Annotated in this window: 17 protein-coding genes; 7 read left to right on the top strand and 10 right to left on the bottom strand. The window is 65.1% G+C overall.

What is annotated here, in order from left to right; all coding sequences use genetic code 11:
* Nucleotides 1-58 precede the first annotated feature (58 nt).
* Nucleotides 59-289: a hypothetical protein gene (locus tag AC0KVN_RS12130; protein ID WP_004208426.1), complete on the top strand. Its 231-nt coding sequence runs from the start codon at nt 59-61 to the stop codon at nt 287-289.
* A complete protein-coding gene (locus tag AC0KVN_RS12125; RefSeq protein ID WP_010338905.1) occupies nt 279-506 on the top strand; it encodes a hypothetical protein in 228 nt (75 codons plus the stop codon). Before AC0KVN_RS12130 ends, AC0KVN_RS12125 begins: the two co-directional genes overlap by 11 nt.
* Before the next feature lie 133 nt (nt 507-639).
* Here AC0KVN_RS12125 and AC0KVN_RS12120 read toward each other — a convergent pair whose 3' ends face one another.
* From AC0KVN_RS12120 to AC0KVN_RS12095, 6 genes are all read right to left on the bottom strand, one after another.
* Nucleotides 640-1,581 carry a Gfo/Idh/MocA family oxidoreductase gene (locus AC0KVN_RS12120; RefSeq protein WP_097384488.1) on the bottom strand — a complete coding sequence of 314 codons (942 nt, stop codon included), beginning with the start codon at nt 1,579-1,581 and terminating at the stop codon, nt 640-642.
* A gap of 160 nt (nt 1,582-1,741) precedes the next feature.
* Nucleotides 1,742-2,590, bottom strand: a complete 849-nt coding sequence (locus AC0KVN_RS12115; protein ID WP_122928328.1) for a class III extradiol dioxygenase subunit beta — start codon at nt 2,588-2,590, stop codon at nt 1,742-1,744.
* A complete protein-coding gene (gene ligA, locus AC0KVN_RS12110) occupies nt 2,590-2,994 on the bottom strand; it encodes a protocatechuate 4,5-dioxygenase subunit alpha (protein WP_004208430.1) in 405 nt (134 codons plus the stop codon). Before ligA ends, AC0KVN_RS12115 begins: the two co-directional genes overlap by 1 nt.
* Before the next feature lie 84 nt (nt 2,995-3,078).
* The gene (locus tag AC0KVN_RS12105) at nt 3,079-4,101 is read right to left on the bottom strand and encodes an amidohydrolase family protein (protein ID WP_136188089.1); all 1,023 of its coding nucleotides are present in this window, start codon (nt 4,099-4,101) and stop codon (nt 3,079-3,081) included.
* Nucleotides 4,098-4,994 carry an NAD(P)-dependent oxidoreductase gene (locus AC0KVN_RS12100; RefSeq protein WP_435567080.1) on the bottom strand — a complete coding sequence of 299 codons (897 nt, stop codon included), beginning with the start codon at nt 4,992-4,994 and terminating at the stop codon, nt 4,098-4,100. The genes AC0KVN_RS12105 and AC0KVN_RS12100 overlap by 4 nt, the downstream gene beginning before the upstream one ends.
* Nucleotides 4,995-5,058: 64 nt before the next feature.
* The gene (locus AC0KVN_RS12095) at nt 5,059-6,210 is read right to left on the bottom strand and encodes a LysR substrate-binding domain-containing protein (RefSeq protein ID WP_435567079.1); all 1,152 of its coding nucleotides are present in this window, start codon (nt 6,208-6,210) and stop codon (nt 5,059-5,061) included.
* Between the two features lie 104 nt (nt 6,211-6,314).
* Between AC0KVN_RS12095 and ligK the strand changes: the two genes are divergently transcribed.
* The 5 genes from ligK (at nt 6,315) to AC0KVN_RS12070 (ending at nt 11,800) form a co-directional block, all read left to right on the top strand.
* Nucleotides 6,315-6,989, top strand: coding sequence for a 4-carboxy-4-hydroxy-2-oxoadipate aldolase/oxaloacetate decarboxylase (gene ligK / locus AC0KVN_RS12090; RefSeq protein ID WP_435567078.1), 675 nt, complete (start codon nt 6,315-6,317; stop codon nt 6,987-6,989).
* Nucleotides 6,982-8,046 carry a 4-oxalomesaconate tautomerase gene (locus AC0KVN_RS12085; protein WP_483656123.1) on the top strand — a complete coding sequence of 355 codons (1,065 nt, stop codon included), beginning with the start codon at nt 6,982-6,984 and terminating at the stop codon, nt 8,044-8,046. Before ligK ends, AC0KVN_RS12085 begins: the two co-directional genes overlap by 8 nt.
* Nucleotides 8,043-8,930: an amidohydrolase family protein gene (locus AC0KVN_RS12080; RefSeq protein ID WP_435567076.1), complete on the top strand. Its 888-nt coding sequence runs from the start codon at nt 8,043-8,045 to the stop codon at nt 8,928-8,930. The genes AC0KVN_RS12085 and AC0KVN_RS12080 overlap by 4 nt, the downstream gene beginning before the upstream one ends.
* A 156-nt stretch (nt 8,931-9,086) precedes the next feature.
* The gene (locus tag AC0KVN_RS12075; RefSeq protein WP_004208437.1) at nt 9,087-11,156 is read left to right on the top strand and encodes a TonB-dependent siderophore receptor; all 2,070 of its coding nucleotides are present in this window, start codon (nt 9,087-9,089) and stop codon (nt 11,154-11,156) included.
* Between the two features lie 11 nt (nt 11,157-11,167).
* The gene (locus tag AC0KVN_RS12070) at nt 11,168-11,800 is read left to right on the top strand and encodes a DUF4198 domain-containing protein (protein WP_010337688.1); all 633 of its coding nucleotides are present in this window, start codon (nt 11,168-11,170) and stop codon (nt 11,798-11,800) included.
* A 46-nt stretch (nt 11,801-11,846) separates the two neighbouring features.
* On the opposite strand, the gene mmsB is transcribed toward AC0KVN_RS12070, so the two are convergent.
* From mmsB to AC0KVN_RS12050, 4 genes are all read right to left on the bottom strand, one after another.
* Nucleotides 11,847-12,734, bottom strand: a complete 888-nt coding sequence (gene mmsB, locus AC0KVN_RS12065; protein ID WP_435567075.1) for a 3-hydroxyisobutyrate dehydrogenase — start codon at nt 12,732-12,734, stop codon at nt 11,847-11,849.
* 23 nt (nt 12,735-12,757) lie between these two features.
* Complete coding sequence (locus tag AC0KVN_RS12060) at nt 12,758-13,822, bottom strand: enoyl-CoA hydratase/isomerase family protein (RefSeq protein WP_435567074.1); 1,065 nt, start codon at nt 13,820-13,822, stop codon at nt 12,758-12,760.
* Between the two features lie 11 nt (nt 13,823-13,833).
* Nucleotides 13,834-14,976 (bottom strand): acyl-CoA dehydrogenase family protein, encoded by a 1,143-nt coding sequence (locus AC0KVN_RS12055; RefSeq protein ID WP_435567073.1) that lies wholly within the window; start codon nt 14,974-14,976, stop codon nt 13,834-13,836.
* Between the two features lie 127 nt (nt 14,977-15,103).
* Nucleotides 15,104-16,600 (bottom strand): CoA-acylating methylmalonate-semialdehyde dehydrogenase, encoded by a 1,497-nt coding sequence (locus AC0KVN_RS12050; RefSeq protein ID WP_303761555.1) that lies wholly within the window; start codon nt 16,598-16,600, stop codon nt 15,104-15,106.
* Nucleotides 16,601-16,612: the final 12 nt, after the last annotated feature.

Here is a 16,612-nt window from a genome sequence, read left to right as displayed (position 1 = left end):
GGGGCAGCGCGGATGCTCGCTTGAACGACGGAAAGTCGCCGCCTATCAGGCGGTCATCATGACCGACGATCAGCAGAGCATCCGCGCCATCCTCGACCGGCTGCGCGCCCCGGCGGGCAATCCCGTGGCCCGCGCCCGCTGGCTGGTGGAACGGCAGGTGCCCGAAGCGCGGCGCGGCCCCGGCTGGGACCGGCACTGGCGCGAGCTGGAAGCCTATCTGGACAGCCCGGTAAGCTGGTCGGGCAATCGCGATGCGGACGGGATCGAAGGGTGGGACGATGACGTCTGACCGGCTGATCGACATGATGATCGCGCGGCTGGTGATCGCCCATGGCAAGAGCAAGCATCATTGGCGCAAGGCGATCGGTCCGGTCCGAATCTACAGCCGCGCCACCCATCCCCATTGCAACTGGGCCTTCACGCCGAGCGGCACGGCGGGCGAGATATCGGTGATCGAGACGCTGCTCGACGACCTGCACCTGCGCCATCCGCTGATCGATCGGTAACACCAGGCCCGCGCGGCGCTTGAGCATTGCAAGGTGCTGATGCGCCAGCATCACTGTACCTTGTCAAAAACAAAGAGGCGTGGACGGCCGGTCGCCATCCACGCCCCCCCTTGCGACCCCGAAGGGATCGGAATCAGCCGGCGAGCTGCGTTTCCAGTTCGCCCAGCACGCGATAGCAGTCGAACACCTTGGCGACCGAGCTGTTGGGCTCGCGGCCCTCACGGATCGCGCTAATGAACTCGCGGTCCTGCAACTCGATGCCATTGTTCGAGATGGCGACCCCGGCCAGATCGATCGGCTCTTCCTTGCCGTTCACCAGATCGTCGTAGCGGGCGATATAGGTGTCGGTGTCGCCGATATAGCGGAAGAAGGTGCCAAGCGGCCCGTCATTGTTGAAGCTGAGCGACAGGGTGCAGATGGCGCCGGTCTCGCTCTTCAATTGGATCGACATGTCCATGGCGATGCCCAGTTCCGGATGGATCGGCCCCTGCATCGCATGGGCGGCGACGATCTTGCCGGCCTGATAGGCGAACAGGTCGACCGTATGCGCGGCATGATGCCACAGAAGATGGTCGGTCCACGACCGCGGCTCGCCCTTGGCATTGATGTTCTTGCGGCGGAAGAAATAGGTCTGCACGTCCATCTGCTGGACGTTGAATTCGCCCGCCTGGATGCGGTTGTGGACGAACTGGTGCGACGGGTTGAAGCGGCGGGTATGGCCGACCATGCAGACAAGACCGGTTTCCTGCTGCTTGGCGAGCACCGCCTGCGCATCGGCCCAGCTGTCGGCGAGCGGGATTTCCACCTCGACATGCTTGCCCGCATTCATGCAGGCGATCGCCTGTTCCGCGTGCATCTGGGTCGGCGTACACAGGATCACCGCATCGACATCGTCACGCGCCAGCGTCTCGTTGAGGTCGGTGGTCACATGGCCGATGCCATATTTCTCGGCGACCTTCTTCGTCGCCTCCAGTTCGCGGCCGATGATCGAGGTGACGGTGACGCCGTCGATATTCTTGAGGCCATCAAGATGCTTTTCGCCAAAGGCGCCGGCACCGGCGAGGGCAATACGCATGGAATTTTCTCCATCTAAAGCCCCTCCCTTCCAGGGGGGGGGTGAATAGAGACACCTGTCTCTATTCAAGGGTGGGTGCCTCCGAAGGAGGCTCGCTACGCTCGCACCCACCCCCGGCCCCTCCCTGGAAGGGAGGGGAGGCACGAGTGCGAACCGAAATTCAGTCCGTTGGTTCGAGCACCAGGTGCCCGACCGCAGTGTTGGAAGCGGGAACATGATAATGGCGGTGCAGCGGCCGGACCTTGTCGCCCAGCGCGCCGCGCATGATCAGCCACATGACCATCTCGATCCCTTCGGACCCGGTCTCGCGCAGATATTCGATATGCTCGATCGCGCGCAGCGCCTCGCCATCGTCGCTCTGGCTCATCAGGTCGAGGAAACGATTGTCCCACTCGGCATTGATGAGTCCGGCGCGCGGCCCCTGAAGCTGGTGGCTCATGCCGCCCGTGCCCCAGATCTGCACGTTGAGATCCTCGGGGAAGCTCTCAACCGCGCGGGCGATCGCCTCGCCCAGTCGCCAGCAGCGATTGCCCGACGGCGGCGGATAGGTGACGACATTGACCGCGACCGGGATCACCCGGCACGGCCAGGCGTCGGGCTGGCCGAACATCAGGCTCAACGGCACGGTCAGGCCATGGTCGACATCCATTTCGTTGATGATGGTCATGTCGAATTCGTCGAGGATCAGGCTCTGGGCGATGTGCCAGGCCAGGTCCGGCTCGCCGATCACGTCGGGCACGGGGCGCGGCCCCCAGCCCTCGTCGGCCGGCTTGTAGCGTTCGCCACAGCCGATTGCGAAGGTCGGGATGATCTTCATGTCGAAGGCGGAGGCATGGTCATTATAGACCAGGATCACGACATCGGGCTTTTCCTGCGCGATCCATTGCCGCGACCAGTCATAGCCGGCGAACAGCGGTTGCCAATAAGGCTCGGCGGTCTTGCCCAGATCCATGGCAGCGCCGATGGCGGGCACATGGCTGGTGGCGACGCCGGCCGTGATGCGGGCCATCAGCGTTTCTCCTTGATGGAGCGGACACCCTGAGGCGAGCGGCCGCCGGCGATCATCATCGCCTGATAGTCTTCCGGGCTCATCCCGGTCATGGTGCCGACCGCCTGCAGGAAGCTGAGGCCGTCGGTCGAGAATACCTTGGCGAGGAAATAGATGTTCCCGCCCAGGTCCAGGCAACGATTATAGTCGCGGTCCAGGATCGCCTGTTTCTGCGCCTCGGTCATCGGCCATTCGTCGATATAGGCGCGCTCGCCGGCCAGCCAGCGCACGCGGTTTTCCGCCTTCATCAGGCTCATCGCGAACTGGTTCATCCAATAGCCCTGACGCGCCCGCGCCGCCGTATAGACGCGGGTGCCGGGGATATCGTCGAACTCGGCAAGATATTCGTGGATATCGATGCTCATCTCATCCTCTCTTGGCATCCATCCCCCGGCCCTTCCTTCCAACAAAGGACCGGGGGATGAACGCGCCCCTCCGCGGGGATAGGGTTACAGGCCGCGCGCCTTCAATTGCGCGTCGAGCCGGGGGAAGACCCGGCGGGCATTGCCCTCGAAGATCGCGGCACGCTCGCCCTCGCTGATGTCCAGCGCATCGACATAGCGCTTGGTATCGTCGAAATAATGGCCGGTGGTGGGATCAATGCCGCGCACCGCGCCGACCATTTCCGACCCGAACAGGATATTCTTGTTGTCGATCACATCGGCCAGCAGGTCGACGCCGGGCTGATGATAGACGCAGGTGTCGAAGAAGATGTTGTTCATCAGATGGGTCGACAGGTCGGGCTTCTTCAGCATGTCGGCCAGACCGCGATAGCGTCCCCAATGATAGGGCACCGCGCCGCCGCCATGCGGGATGATGAACTTGAGGGTCGGGAAATCCCTGAACAGGTCGCCTTCCAGCAACTGCATGAAGGCGATCGTGTCGGCCGCGATATAATAGCCGCCGGTCGCGTGCATCGCCGGATTGCAGCTGCCCGACACATGGATCATCGCCGGCACGTCCAACTCGACCATCTTCTCGTAGAAGGGATACCAATATTTGTCCGTCAGCGGCGGATGCTGGAAATGGCCGCCGCCCGGATCGGGATTGAGGTTGCAGCCGATGAAGCCCATGTCGACGCAGCGTTCCAGCTCGGCAATGCTGTTGGCCATGTCCGCCTTGGGCGACTGGGGCAGCATGCACACGCCGACGAAACTTTCGGGGAACAGGCCGACGACGCGCGCGATCAGGTCGTTGCAGCGCATCGCCCACTCCTTCGCCACCGCCGCGTCGCCGACATGGGGGGCCATGGCCGAAGCGCGCGGCGAGAAGATGGTGAGGTCGGCGCCACGTTCCTTGATCAGGCGCAACTGGTTCGCCTCGATCGTCTCGCGGATTTCGGCATCGCTGATGTCGGGATAGGCGGGGGCCGGCACGCCCGCCTTGAATGCCGCCTTCTGCTCCTCGCGCCAGGCGTCATGCCCCTTGGGCAGCACGGTATAATGGCCGTGGCAGTCGATAATCATGGTCATGCCGCGTCGGCCTTTCCTGTCTGTTCCGCTTTTGCTTGGATGATGCTGTCGATCTTGGCGCCCAGCCCTTCGGGCGGCGTCTTGATGCCCAGCGTGCCGATCGCCTGCTGGCGCTCGACCGTACCGCGCGTCATCGCGGAACCGGTGCCAAGGCCATCGAGCGTCTTGACCACCTCCGCCATCTCGGCCGCGCGGCGCAGCCCATGGACCATCATGCGGTCGAGATTATAGTCGGCGCGGATGTCCCAGGGCCGCGGCTTCTCGCTGGCGTCGAGCGATCCGATCACCTCGTCCAGCACGCCCGCCGCATCAGCCGCCAGCATGCATTCGGCGGTCAGCGCCTCCAGCCCCTTGACCATCACCGACCGGATCATCTTGATCGAAGACGCCCGGCCGACGGCCTCCCCGACGACGCGGATATTGGTGAAGCCCAGCCGGGCCAGCCCTGCCCGCGCCGCATCGGCATGGGCCCCGCTGACCAGCAGCGGCACGTTCAGCCGGGCCGGATCGACCGGCGCCATGACGGCAACATCGACATAATGGCCACCGGCCGCCTCGATAGCGCGGGCCGCCGCCTGCTTGGTCTGCGGCGCGACGCTGTTGAGATCGCAATAGAGGGCGCCGGGCGCGATATGGGCGGCGGCGGCCTGCGCCACGGCGAGCGCCTGGTCGGCGGTAACGAGCGACAGGATGAAGGTGACGGGCGCGACGGCATCAGCCAGCGTCGGCACGGCCCGGACGCCGGCCCTGGCACAGCGCGCCAGCATCGCATCGCGGGTGGCGCCGGCATCGGTCTGGATATCATAGACGCGGGCCGCGTCGATCCAGTCCCCCGCCATCGCAAAGGTGGACCCCGCCTCGCCAAATCCGATCAGACCGATTTCCTGCTCCATGTCGGGTTGGATGACGGATCATGTCTGACGCCGCCAATCGAATCCGCTGGATCAGTATAAGATTTTACGAATTCATATGTACAGCAGCCTGATCGATCGCGGCCATGAACTGCTGCTGCAACCGGGTCGGGCGCCAGTCGGCCCGCGTGGTGAGGCCGATGGTCCGGCTGATCGCGCCGGGTGCCGGGCCGATATCGATCAGCAGCCCCGCCTCCAGCTCCAGCGCCAGCTGATCGTGCGACAGCAAGGTCAGATACTCGCCGCCGACCAGCAATTGCCGGATCGTCATCACCGATCCGCATTCGATCGGCACCGCCGGCAGATCGCCGCCGAGCGCCGCGAACATCGCCTGCCACAATTGCCGCAGCGGCGTGCCCTCCGGCGGCAATATCCAGGGATAGCGGCGCAGCGCATCGGCGTCCCAGCCCGCCGCCAGCGCATGGCCACGCCGCGCTAGGATGGTCGGCCGATCCTCGAACAAGGGCCGTTGCGTCAGGTCCAGCGCCATGGCGGGATCGCGCAGCGCACCGACCATCATGTCGATTTCGCCATCGCGCAGCGGGCCGACCAGTTCGGCATGCGATCCTTCATGGACGCTGATGTCGACCAGCGGAAAATCGGTGCGGAACCGGGCGATCGCATCGGGGATCAGGCGCGCCCGCGACAGCGGCATGGCGCCGACCAGGATGCGCCCGCCCTCCTGCCCGCGCAGGTCGGCCAGATCCTCCAGCCCCTGCCGCAATTCCGCCAGCGCCAGCCGCAGCCGCTGTGCCAGCACCGTCCCGGCCCTGGTCAGCATCACGCCGCGCCCGCGCCGGTCGACCAGCCTTTGTCCCAGCGCCAGCCCCAGATCGCCGACCGCCCGATGCAGCGAGGGTTCGGCCACGCCGGTCGCCACCGCCGCCGCGGCATAGCTGCCGCCGCGCGCCAGGGCGACGAAGGCGCGCACCTGCGCCGCCGTCACCCGGTTGCTGCCGATCAGCCGCAGCGCCGCATCGATCCGCGGCTTCAGCCGCTCCGCCGGTTCCAGCGCGACCATGCCGCCGGGCTGGCGCGCGAACAACGGCAGGCCCAGTTGCGCCTCCAGCTTGGCGATCCCCTGGGTCACCGCCGGCTGGGTCAGGTTCACCGCGCGCGCCGCCAGGCTGACGCTGCCAAGCTCCACCACGGCCGCCATCGCGGCCAGATGACGGATATTGAACTGGTCGGGGTTCATGTCCAACACTTAGCAAAAATTTATGCACTGGTTCCAGTTCGGATTTGAGCATCGCGCTGCACCTGTCCACATCGCTGTCAACTTATGCGCTAGGAGAAGGCTTGATGTCCGGCATTGTCGTCCAGAATATCGAACGGGCGGACCCCGCCGTCATCGATGGCCTCGCCAAGGCGGGCGTCGCCACCGTCCATGAAGCGCAAGGTCGCAAGGGCCTGCTCGCCCCCTATATGCGCCCCATCTATCCGGGCGCCCGCATCGCCGGCAGCGCGGTGACGATCTCCGCCCCGCCGGGCGACAACTGGATGGTCCATGTCGCGATCGAACAGTTGAAGGAAGGCGACATATTGCTGCTCGCCCCGACCAGCCCCTGCACCGACGGCTATTTCGGCGACCTGCTCGCCACCTCCGCCCAGGCACGCGGCTGCCGTGGCCTCATCATCGACGCGGGCGTGCGCGACGTCCGCGACCTCAAGCAGATGAACTTCCCGGTCTGGTCCAAGGCGGTCCACGCCCAGGGCACGATCAAGGGCACGCTGGGATCGGTCAATATCCCGGTCGTGTGCGCCAATGCGCTGGTCAATCCGGGCGACGTGATCATCGCCGACGATGATGGCGTGTGCATCGTGCCGCGCGCCGACGCCGCCGCCGTGCTGGAAAAGGCGCAGGCCCGCGAAGCCGCCGAGGAAGCCAAGCGCATCCGCCTGGCCGCCGGGGAACTGGGCCTCGACATCTACAATATGCGCCCGCGCCTGCAGGAAATGGGCCTGAAATATGTCTGACGGCCAGACCAGCGCCCGCGTGATGTGGATGCGCGGCGGCACGTCCAAGGGCGGCTATTTCCTTTCGGAAGACCTGCCGTCCGACAGTGCCGCGCGCGACGCCTTCCTGCTGCGAGCCATGGGATCGCCCGACCCGCGTCAGATCGATGGCATGGGCGGTGCCGATCCGCTGACCAGCAAGGTCGCGGTCGTCAGGAAATCCGATCGGGAGGGCGTCGATGTCGACTATCTCTTCCTCCAGGTTTTCGTCGATCAGGCGATCGTCAGCAACGCGCAGAATTGCGGCAATATCCTCGCTGGCATCGGCCCCTTCGCGATCGAGCGTGGCCTCGTCGCCCCGCAGGACGGCGAGACCCGCGTGGCCATCTTCATGGAAAATACCGGGCAGATCGCGATCGCCACGGTGCAGACACCGGGCGGCAAAGTCCGCTATGATGGCGAGGCGAAAATCGACGGCGTGCCCGGCAGCGCCGCGCCGATCCCGCTGGAGTTTCGCGACACCGCCGGCTCCTCCTGCGGCGCGCTGCTGCCGACCGGCAATGCCTTTGACGAGGTCGAGGGCGTGCGCGTCACCCTAATCGACAATGGCATGCCCTGCGTCGTCATGAAGGCGCAGGATGTCGGCATCACCGGCTATGAGGACCGCGACACGCTGGACAAGGACGTAGCGCTCAAAGCCCGGATCGAGGCGATCCGCCTCGCCGTCGGCGAACGGATGAACCTGGGCGACGTCAAGGAAAAGTCCGTGCCCAAGATGATGCTGGTCGCCCCGCCGCGCGATGGCGGCGCGGTCACGGTGCGCAGTTTCATCCCGCATCGCGCTCATGCCTCGATCGGCGTGCTCGGTGCGGTCAGCGTCGCCACCGCCTGCCTGATCAAGGGATCGCCCGCGGCCGAAGTCGCCTCGATACCTTCGGGCGACCGCAAGACACTCTCAGTCGAGCATCCGACCGGCGAGACAACCTGTGTCATGGAACTGGACGAGCGTGGCGCGGTGATCAGCGCCGCCATGCTGCGCACCGCGCGCAAGCTGATGGATGGAGAGATTTTCGCATGACCGCCCCCGAACTTGGCCGCATCACCAGCTGGCACGGCAATCCGTCCAAACCGCGCTACACCCCGCCGGCCGGCGCGATCGACGCCCATTGCCATGTGTTCGGTCCGATGGCGCAATTCCCCTTCAGCGCGAAGGCGAAATATCTGCCCGAGGATGCCGGCCCGGACATGCTGTTCGCGCTCCGCGACCATCTGGGTTTCGCCCGCAATGTCATCGTCCAGGCCAGCTGCCACGGCACCGACAATGCCGCGACGCTGGACGCCATCGCCAAATCGAACGGCAAGGCGCGCGGCGTCGCCGTGGTCGATCCGGCCATTTCCGAAGTCGATCTTGCCGCCCTGCATGAGGGCGGGATGCGCGGCATCCGCTTCAATTTCCTCAAGCGCCTGGTCGATGACGCGCCCAAGGACAAGTTCCTCGAAGTGGCCAAGCGCCTGCCCAAGGGCTGGCATGTCGTCATCTATTTCGAGGCCGACATATTGGAGGAACTGCGCCCCTTCATGGACGCGATTCCGGTGCCGCTGGTGATCGATCATATGGGTCGTCCGGACGTGACCCAGGGGCCTGATGGCGCCGACATGAAGGCGTTCCGCGCCTTCCTCGACAGCCGTGACGACATCTGGTTCAAGGCGACCTGTCCGGATCGGCTCGATCCGACAGGTGATCCGTGGAACGCCTTTGCCGAAGCCGTTGCGCCGCTGGTCGCCGACTATCAGGACCGCGTGTTGTGGGGCACCGACTGGCCGCACCCGAACATGCAGGATGCGGTCCCCGATGACGGCCATCTGGTCGACATGATCCCGCGCATCGCCCCGACGGTGGAATTGCAGCGCAAGCTGCTGATCGACAACCCGATGCGGCTCTACTGGCCCGAGGAATTATAAGGGCACAGCCGGTTTCCAATCAGCACGCGGCCGCTCCGTCTGGGGCGGCCGGTTGCATTTGCGCAACATGCCTTTCGCAAATGCAAGTCAACAGAATTGCGAACGAATATCAATATCGCTATGGGCGCCCCATAAACGAGTCACGGGGGATCCCATATGAAGAAGTTCATCGCATTGAGCGGCGCGGCCCTGATCGCGCTGTGCCATGGCACCGCCTGGTCGGCAGAGGCGGCCGCCGCGGACGCCCCCCGCACTGACGAAGACAGCATCGTTGTCACCGCCGCAACCACCGGGTCCAAGACCGACACCGCGCTGGTCGAACTGCCCCAGCCGATCAAGGTCATCACGTCCGAACAATATCTGTCGCAGGGTGCGATCAGCATCAGCGACACGGTGAAATATGCCGCCGGCGTGCTGGCCAACCCCTATGGCCGCGATACCCGTGTCGACGGCTTCAACGTGCGTGGCCTGGACGCGCTGCAGTTCCGCGACGGCATGCGCGACATCTTCAGCTATTATGCGTCGATCACGTCGGACCCCTATAATTTCTCGCGCGTGGAAATCCTGCGCGGCCCGGCATCGGTGCTGTTCGGCCAGGGGTCGATCGGCGGCCTGGTCAACCTGGTCAGCAAGACGCCCGATTTCACCACGCGCGGCGAACTCAACCTCGTCTATGGCAGCTATGACCGCAAGGAAGCGATGGGCGACGTGAATGTCGCGCTGGCCGACAATCTGGCTGTGCGCTTCGTCGGCCGCGTCCGCGACGCCGACACCTATGTCGACCATGTCCCCGACGACCGCGTGATGTTCGCGCCCTCGATCCGCTGGCAGCCGACGCCCGATACCGACATCGTGCTGACCGGCCTCTATCAGGAGGATGATACCGGTTCGACGTCGCAGTTCCTGCCGATCGTCGGCACCTTCATGCCCAACAATGTCGCAGGCGAGCAGCTGGATCGCTACACCTTCGTCGGCAAGGCCGGCTGGGATCGCTATGATGGCCGGTCGCTGCAGGGTGGCGGCTCGATCACCCACCGCTTCTCCGACAATGTGAAGCTCAGCCTCAAGGCGCGCTATATCGACAGCGACCTCGAATATAACACCCATTATGCCGACAGCTATACCAACCCGCAGGATCCCTTCTCGGTCTATGGCACCGACGGGCGCACCATCGCGCTGACGGCCGATGCCAGCGACGCGCGGATGAACGTCTTTTCGACCGACAACAACGTCCAGTTCAATTTCAACACCGGCGCCAATATCGAGCACAAGCTGCTGGTCGGCATCGACTATAGCTGGAACAAGGTGTCCAAGCGTTATGCCGGCGGCTATGAACTGGTCGACCTTTACGACATCGATTATGATGCGCTGGCGACCTATGATCCGACTGGCCCCTTCACCAGCGACAGCCAGAAGCAGCTGGGCGTCTATGTCCAGGACCAGATCCGCTTCTATGACCGGGTATCGGTCGTGCTGGGCGCCCGCCGCGATCGCGTGACTGGTTCTTCGGGCCAGAAGGACAATGCCACCACCTTCCGCGCCGGCATCATCGGCGAAATCGGCGCCGGCATCTCGCCCTTCTTCAGCTATACTGAAAGCTTCCTGCCGGTCGCCGGCCGGATCGACAATGGCGATGGCAGCTATGGCGATGCCTACAAGCCGCAGACCGGCACCCAATATGAAGCCGGCGTGAAGTGGCAGCCCGCCCCCAGCACCCTGGTCACCGCCACCGTGTTCAAGATCAAGGAGCGCAACCGCGTCCTCTATCTCGCGGCGGGCGGCACCGAACAGTCGGGCGTGCTCAACACCAAGGGCTTCGAGATCGAAGCGAGCCATACCCTGCCCGGCAATTTCGAACTGCTGGCCAATTATGGCTATTCGAAGCTGAAGTCGGAAACCAACACCAGCCTCGACTATATGCCGCGCCACACCGCGTCGCTCTGGTCCACCAAGACCTTCGGCCTGGCAGACGAGGCGCAGCTGCGCCTGGGCGGCGGCGTCGTCTATAGCGGCAAGAGCGTGTCGACCAGCGCGATCTGGTCAATCGTCACGCCGTCGCGCACCACCGTCGACGCGCTGGCGGAAATCACCTGGCAGGACTGGCGCTTCGCGCTCAATGCGACCAACCTGCTCAACAAGAAATTCTACGCGTCCTGCCTGGCGCGTGGCGACTGCTTCATGGGCGCGCCGCGCAACGTCATGGGCACGGTCGGCTTCCGTTTCTGAGGAGAGAGACTATGCTGAAATGGACTAGTGCGCTGCTGGCGATCGCCTGCCTGCCCGCAATGGCGCAGGCGCATGAAGTGTGGGTCGAGCGTGACGGCGCCGGCCCGGCGCGCATCTATCTGGGCGAACCGGGCGATCCGCTGCCCGAGGGTGGCGATCCCGAGTTCGAGAAGCTGAAGGCACCCAAGCTGGTGCCCGCATCCTCCGCCGCGCAGGTGCGCAAGGCCGGCTATATCGAAGTCGCCGTGCCTGCCGGCGACGTGCGCGTGATCGACGACAGCGTGTTCGATCCCTGGGGCGAAGAAGGCAAGAAGGAAGGCGTGATCTATTATGCGCGCGCCGGCCGCAGCGAGGCCAAGGCCGGTATGCCGCTGGAAATCGTGCCGACCGCTGCGGGCGCCAACAGCTTCACGCTGGTCCGCGACGGCAAACCGCTTGCCGGGGTCAAGGTGACCGCGATCTCGCCCGACAAATGGTCGAAGGGCTTCGTCACCGACGCCCAGGGCCGCGTGACCCTGCCGATCAAGGAAAAGGGCCGCTATATCCTGACCGCGACGCAGGAGGAAAAGGGCGACCTCAGCCTGCGCGGCGCCAAGGTGGCGACACTCTACAACATCGCGACGCTGACCTTCGTCAATAATTGAGCGCGATGGCGCGGGCCGATGGCCCGCGCCGTTCCGACCTTCAAGGTCAGGCCGCCACCCCCTTGAGGAAGCGAACCATGGACGAGAAATCCTTGGCCCCCGCGCCGGTGTTAACCAGCGCCTGATAAAGCGATTCCGCCGCCGTACCCATCGGCACGCTGGCGTCGACGCCATGGGCGGCCTCCACCGCGAGCTTCAGATCCTTGAGCATCAGCGCATTGGCGAAACCGCCCTCATAATCGCGGTCGGCCGGCGTTTCCGGACCGACGCCGGGCACCGGGCAATAGCTGGTCATCGACCAGCTCTGCCCCGACGCCTTGGACGAGATGTCGAAGAAGGTCTGGAGATCGAGGCCCAGTTTTTCGGCGAGGGCGAAGGCCTCACAGGTGGCGACCATGGTGGCGCCCAGCAGCATGTTGTTGACGATCTTCGCCGCCTGCCCCGCCCCGGCTGCACCGGCATGGATCACCGCCTTGCCCATCGCCTGCAAGATCGGTTCGGCGCGCGCGAAGGCGGTATCTTCGCCGCCGACCATGAAGGTCAAGGTACCGCCATTGGCAGCGGCAATGCCGCCCGACACCGGCGCATCGACCATGACGAGGCCATGTTCGGCCGCCTGTTCGATTACAGCGCGGGCGGAGGCGACGTCGATGGTCGAACAGTCGATCAGCAGCGTGTCGGGCCCGACCGCGCCCAGCAATTGTTCGCCATAGACGGCGCGGACATGCTTGCCGGCGGGCAGCATGGTGACAACGGCATTGACACCTTTAACCGCTTCCGCGGCAGACGCGGCGCGGGTGCAACCGGCCGCCTCGGCGCGGGCCAGCGCGGCTTCGGACAGGTCGAAGGCGGTGACAGTGTGGCCCGCCTTCACCAGATTGGCGGCCATGCCGCCGCCCATATTGCCCAGGCCGATGAAGCCGATGCTGCTCATGTCCATCCTCTCCTTTTATTCTATCAGGCTTCGACCGCTGCTTGCGGCAGCGGGGTCCAGCGCTCGCCTTCGGGCAGCGGCGCGAAGATCGCGTCGACCAGCTGGTCGGTCACCGCCTCCACCGTTGGCGGGTTCCAGCGCGGCTGATTATCCTTGTCGACGATCAGCGCGCGCACCCCTTCGACAATGTCGGGCCGGGCGATGATGCGGCAGGCCAGATCATATTCCATCGCCATATTGTCGACGAAGCGGGTCAGGCGGCTGGCCTGCGCCAATTGCCGCAGCGCGACCTTCATCGTCTGGGGCGATTTGGTGTCGAGCGCGGTGAGCTGCGCCTGCGCCCAGTCCGATCCGTCGGCGCGCAACGCGGCATAGATATCCTCCAGCCGGTCGCTGGCGAACAACCGGTCGATGTCCGGCAAGCGGGCAGCGAAATGGCTGTCGGGCGGGGTGACGGCGAAACGCGCCAGTAGCGCGCCGATATCGGAGGGATCGGCGATGATCGCGGCCTTCGTTTCCTCCAGCCGGTCGCTCGGCAGATAGTCGGTGGCAAGGCCGAGCGCGATCGCGTCCGCCCCGTCGATCCGTGCGCCGGTGACGGCAAGATAGCGGCCCGACCGACCCGGCAAGCGCGAGAGATACCAGCCGCCGCCGACATCGGGGAACAGGCCGATGCCGGTTTCCGGCATGGCATAGACGGTGCGTTCGGTCGCGACGCGATAGCGCGCCGGCTGCGCAATGCCGACGCCGCCGCCCATGGTGATGCCGTCCATGAAGGCGATCACCGGCTTCCCATAGGTGAAGAGCAGATGGTTCAGGCGATATTCGGTCGCGAAGAAATCGCGTGCCGCCAGATTGTCGCCGGCCGCGCTTTCCGCGATCAGGCGGATGTCGCCGCCGGCACAGAAGCCGCGTCCTTCGGCATGGTCGATCATCACCGCGCGGATCGCCGGATCATCCTGCCAGGCGAGCAGCGCGTCGGTCATGGTCGCGCACATGGCGCGGGTCAGCGCATGGATCGCCTTGGGCCGGTTCAACCGCAGGCGGCCGACGCCGCTCTCCACCGCAATCAGAACATCGTCGGTCATGGTCATCCCCTTCAGGCCTTGAGCAGTTCGCGGGCGGTGATCATGCGCATGATCTCGTTCGTGCCCTCCAGGATGCGGTGGACCCGCAGGTCGCGCCATATGCGCTCGACCGGATAGTCCATCAGATAGCCGTAGCCGCCATGGAGTTGCAGCGCGCGGTCGGCCACGGCCGATCCGGTATCGGTCGCGAAGCGCTTGGCCATGGCGGCGAATTTGGTCTTGTCGGGCGCGCCCTCGCTTACCTTGGCGGCGGCGAGATAGAGCAGCGCGCGGGCGGCCTGAAGCTCGGTCTCCATATCGGCCAGGGTGAATTGGGTATTCTGGAAATCGGCAATGGCGCGATCGAACTGACGCCGCTCGCGGGTATAGCCGAGCGCCTCGTCCAGCGCGCGCTGGGCGCCACCGAGCGAGCAGGCGCCGATATTGAGACGGCCCCCATCAAGCCCGGCCATGGCAATGGCGAAGCCCTGCCCCTCCGCGCCGACCCGGTTGGCCACCGGCACGCGGACGCCGTCGAAATTGACCTGGGCGGTCGGCTGCGAATGCCAGCCGAGCTTGCGTTCCTGCGCGCCGAAGCTTACGCCTTCCATGTCCTTTTCGATCACCAAGCAGCTGATGCCCTTGGGGCCATCCTCGCCGGTGCGGACCATCACGACATAGATGTCATTTTCGCCGCCGCCCGAAATGAACGCCTTGGAACCGGTGACGACATAATGGTCGCCATCCCGCACCGCGCGGGTGCGCAGTGACGCCGCATCGGAGCCGGCAGACGGTTCGGTGAGGCAATAGGAAGCGATCGTCTCGCAGGTGACGAGCGACGGGAGATAGCGCTCCTTCACCGCATCGTCGCCGAAGCGGTCGATCATCCAGGCGGCCATATTGTGGATCGAGATAAAGGCCGAGGTGGAGGGACAGCCATAGGCCATCGCCTCCATGATGAGCGCGGATTCAAGCCGGCCAAGACCGATGCCGCCGCTCTCTTCCGACACATAGATGGCGCCGAAGCCCAGTTCGGCCGCCTGGCGGATGGTGTCGCGGGGGAAATGATGCTCCTCGTCCCACTTGGCCGCATGGGGCGTGATCGCATCGGCGGTGAAGCGCTGCGCCAGTTCCTGCACGGCGCGCTGCTCGTCGGTGAGCTCGAACTGGGTCATGGGGTTTGTCTCATCTTTTTCATTCGTCATGCCGGACTTGGTCCGGCACCCATTAGCGCGACGGGGACATGCAGCGTCAACCTGCCGCGTCCTGTCCGGGGAGGCTTCATCGCCTCCCCGCTTCCCCTCACCCCATGGTCGGGATGACGAAGGCGCTGTCGCCGGTGGCGCCGCCGTCGGGCCAGCGCTGGGTGACAGTCTTCACCTTGGTGAAGAATTTCACCCCTTCCATGCCATGCTGGTTGGTGTCGCCAAAGGCGCTGCGCTTCCAGCCGCCGAACGTGTGATAGGCGACCGGCACCGGGATCGGCACATTGATGCCGACCATGCCGACATTGACCCGCGCGGCAAATTCGCGCGCGGCATGGCCGTTTCGGGTGAAGATGGCGACGCCATTGCCATATTGGTGGTCGCTCGGCAGACGCAGCGCATCCTCGAAGCTGTCGGCACGCACCATCTGGAGCACGGGGCCGAAAATCTCTTCCTGATAGCTGCGCATCTGCGGCGTCACCCGGTCGAACAGGGTCGGGCCGACGAAGAAGCCCTGTTCATGGCCCTGCAGCGTGAAGCCGCGGCCGTCGACCACCAGTTCGGCGCCTTCATCGACGCCCATCTGGATATAGGACTCGATCTTCGCCTTGTGCGCGGCGGTGACGACCGGGCCATAATGGGCGTCGGCATCGGTCGAGACGCCGACCCGCAGCGCGTCGATCGCCGGGATCAGCTTCTCGCGCAACGCGATCGCCGTCGCCTCGCCCACCGGCACCACCACCGGCAGCGCCATGCAGCGCTCGCCCGCCGAACCGAAGGCCGCGCCGGCGAGGTCATTCACCACCTGGTCGAGATCGGCGTCCGGCATGACGATGCCATGATTCTTGGCGCCGCCCATCGCCTGGACGCGCTTGCCCGCCTCGACGCCACGGCGATAGACATAATGAGCGATGTCGGAGGAGCCGACGAAGCTGACCGCCCTGATCTCGGGATGATCCAGGATCGCGTCGACCATTTCCTTGTCGCCATGGACGACCTGCAACACGCCGTCGGGCAGGCCCGCCTCCCGCATCAGTTCGGCCAGGCGCACGGGGACGCTGGGGTCGCGCTCGCTGGGCTTGAGGATGAAGGCATTGCCGCAGGCGATGGCGACGCCGAACATCCACATCGGGATCATCGCCGGGAAATTGAACGGGGTGATGCCGGCGACCACGCCGAGCGGCTGGCGCATCGAATAGACGTCGATGCCGGGGCCGGCGCCCTGGGTATATTCGCCCTTGAGCACATGGGGGATACCGCAGGCGAACTCGATCACCTCCAGCCCGCGCTGGATATCGCCCTTTGAGTCGGCGATCACCTTGCCATGTTCGGAACTGAGTAGATGGGCAAGCTCGTCCATATTCTGTTCGACCAGCGTCTTGAACGCGAACATGACACGGGCGCGGCGTTGCGGGTTGGTCGCGGCCCAGGCCGGCTGGGCGGCAAGTGCGGCGGCCATGGCGGCGTCCAGGTCGGCCTGGGTGCCGAGGCGCAACTGCGCCTGCACACCGCCATTATTGGGGTCGAAGACGTCGCTGGTGCGGCCGCCATCACCTGCCGAATGACCGCTGATGACATGATCGATGATACGCATGGCCCATCCTCT

This window comes from Sphingobium sp. SG1, from assembly GCF_057063145.1.
The sequence above is the reverse complement of the archived record's forward strand: the minus strand, read 5'-3'. Positions and strand labels throughout refer to the sequence as shown.

Excerpts from the sequence above, each read along its gene's own strand:
- AC0KVN_RS12125 (WP_010338905.1), top strand. The coding sequence starts at position 279 with ATGACGTCTGACCGGCTGATCGACATGATGATCGCGCGGCTGGTGATC.
- ligK (WP_435567078.1), top strand. The coding sequence starts at position 6,315 with ATGTCCGGCATTGTCGTCCAGAATATCGAACGGGCGGACCCCGCCGTC.
- AC0KVN_RS12095 (WP_435567079.1), bottom strand. The coding sequence starts at position 6,210 with ATGAACCCCGACCAGTTCAATATCCGTCATCTGGCCGCGATGGCGGCC.
- AC0KVN_RS12085 (WP_483656123.1), top strand. The coding sequence starts at position 6,982 with ATGTCTGACGGCCAGACCAGCGCCCGCGTGATGTGGATGCGCGGCGGC.
- AC0KVN_RS12060 (WP_435567074.1), bottom strand. The coding sequence starts at position 13,822 with ATGACCGACGATGTTCTGATTGCGGTGGAGAGCGGCGTCGGCCGCCTG.
- AC0KVN_RS12050 (WP_303761555.1), bottom strand. The coding sequence starts at position 16,600 with ATGCGTATCATCGATCATGTCATCAGCGGTCATTCGGCAGGTGATGGC.
- mmsB (WP_435567075.1), bottom strand. The coding sequence starts at position 12,734 with ATGAGCAGCATCGGCTTCATCGGCCTGGGCAATATGGGCGGCGGCATG.
- AC0KVN_RS12120 (WP_097384488.1), bottom strand. The coding sequence starts at position 1,581 with ATGCGTATTGCCCTCGCCGGTGCCGGCGCCTTTGGCGAAAAGCATCTT.
- AC0KVN_RS12130 (WP_004208426.1), top strand. The coding sequence starts at position 59 with ATGACCGACGATCAGCAGAGCATCCGCGCCATCCTCGACCGGCTGCGC.
- AC0KVN_RS12075 (WP_004208437.1), top strand. The coding sequence starts at position 9,087 with ATGAAGAAGTTCATCGCATTGAGCGGCGCGGCCCTGATCGCGCTGTGC.
- AC0KVN_RS12070 (WP_010337688.1), top strand. The coding sequence starts at position 11,168 with ATGCTGAAATGGACTAGTGCGCTGCTGGCGATCGCCTGCCTGCCCGCA.
- AC0KVN_RS12055 (WP_435567073.1), bottom strand. The coding sequence starts at position 14,976 with ATGACCCAGTTCGAGCTCACCGACGAGCAGCGCGCCGTGCAGGAACTG.
- AC0KVN_RS12115 (WP_122928328.1), bottom strand. The coding sequence starts at position 2,590 with ATGGCCCGCATCACGGCCGGCGTCGCCACCAGCCATGTGCCCGCCATC.
- ligA (WP_004208430.1), bottom strand. The coding sequence starts at position 2,994 with ATGAGCATCGATATCCACGAATATCTTGCCGAGTTCGACGATATCCCC.
- AC0KVN_RS12080 (WP_435567076.1), top strand. The coding sequence starts at position 8,043 with ATGACCGCCCCCGAACTTGGCCGCATCACCAGCTGGCACGGCAATCCG.
- AC0KVN_RS12105 (WP_136188089.1), bottom strand. The coding sequence starts at position 4,101 with ATGACCATGATTATCGACTGCCACGGCCATTATACCGTGCTGCCCAAG.
- AC0KVN_RS12100 (WP_435567080.1), bottom strand. The coding sequence starts at position 4,994 with ATGGAGCAGGAAATCGGTCTGATCGGATTTGGCGAGGCGGGGTCCACC.